The 808-nt window shown below is 44.4% G+C and carries 1 protein-coding gene; it reads right to left on the bottom strand.

All coding sequences use genetic code 11. The annotated features are described in order from the left end of the window. Positions 1-95: 95 nt before the first annotated feature. Complete coding sequence (locus JHD59_RS23390; protein WP_368671646.1) at positions 96-287, bottom strand: helix-turn-helix transcriptional regulator; 192 nt, start codon at positions 285-287, stop codon at positions 96-98. Positions 288-808: the final 521 nt, after the last annotated feature.

Genomic DNA, 808 nt, shown 5'->3' with positions numbered 1-808 from the left:
ATTCAATCCATTAGATCTTTTATTAAAAAAATACATCCATCGCCTTTGATATGATGCGAAAAGGAATGAAATGATGTGTCTATTTAGTGCTATCACTAGGCTCTTTGACAATCACGGAGATATTCTTCCAGCTCATGCTCAAGCCAACCGACAGCCTTAGATCCCAGACGGATCGGCTTTGGGAATCGGTGGTCATAGCGCGGAGACTTAGGATCCAGCTTTTCGTAAACCGTTGAACGGGACAACTTGAGCCGAGACACAACATCCTTGCAACGCAAGATAATCATGTTTTTAGAAGGACTAGCAGCCATCGTTGACCTCCTTTTTGGTCTTGGTTGAAATCGACGAGGCCATAGTAGACTGGATAAATTATTTGGTCACTGGCCCTGCTAGCAGCCAAAAAAATATTTTCAAGCAAGCTTCTAGTACGACACGCCACCCATCAAGCCACAGCGTTTGACGTTAGAAGATTAACTACCAAGTCATTGTTAATATTGATAAATTTTCGTTCTGCACGGCATTTTCAAGATCTGATTGACAGTCATTGTCATCCTTTCGGCAACCAGAAACGTCATTCAAGGGGGTGGACGCTGCCACGCGGAAGCCTTGTAACGTAGTACAAGAACCATCAAGAGGTAGGTGCCAGCCGATAACTGCGTAAGGGAGCTCAAAGAGAAAGGAATAAAACAGCCGCGCATGCCGCACAAATATTTGTCAGCTGTTACGGCCATCAAACTGAATTAGCTTGCTAGCTAAGTGATAAGACAAGTGACTGTCTCTTATACACATCTCCGAGCCCACGAGACTC

Source organism: Chromobacterium sp. ASV23 (genome assembly GCF_016428945.1).
Taxonomy (GTDB): domain Bacteria; phylum Pseudomonadota; class Gammaproteobacteria; order Burkholderiales; family Chromobacteriaceae; genus Chromobacterium; species Chromobacterium sinusclupearum.
This window is presented reverse-complemented; position numbering and strand designations above follow the sequence as displayed.

Excerpts from the sequence above, each read along its gene's own strand:
- JHD59_RS23390 (WP_368671646.1), bottom strand. The coding sequence starts at position 287 with ATGATTATCTTGCGTTGCAAGGATGTTGTGTCTCGGCTCAAGTTGTCC.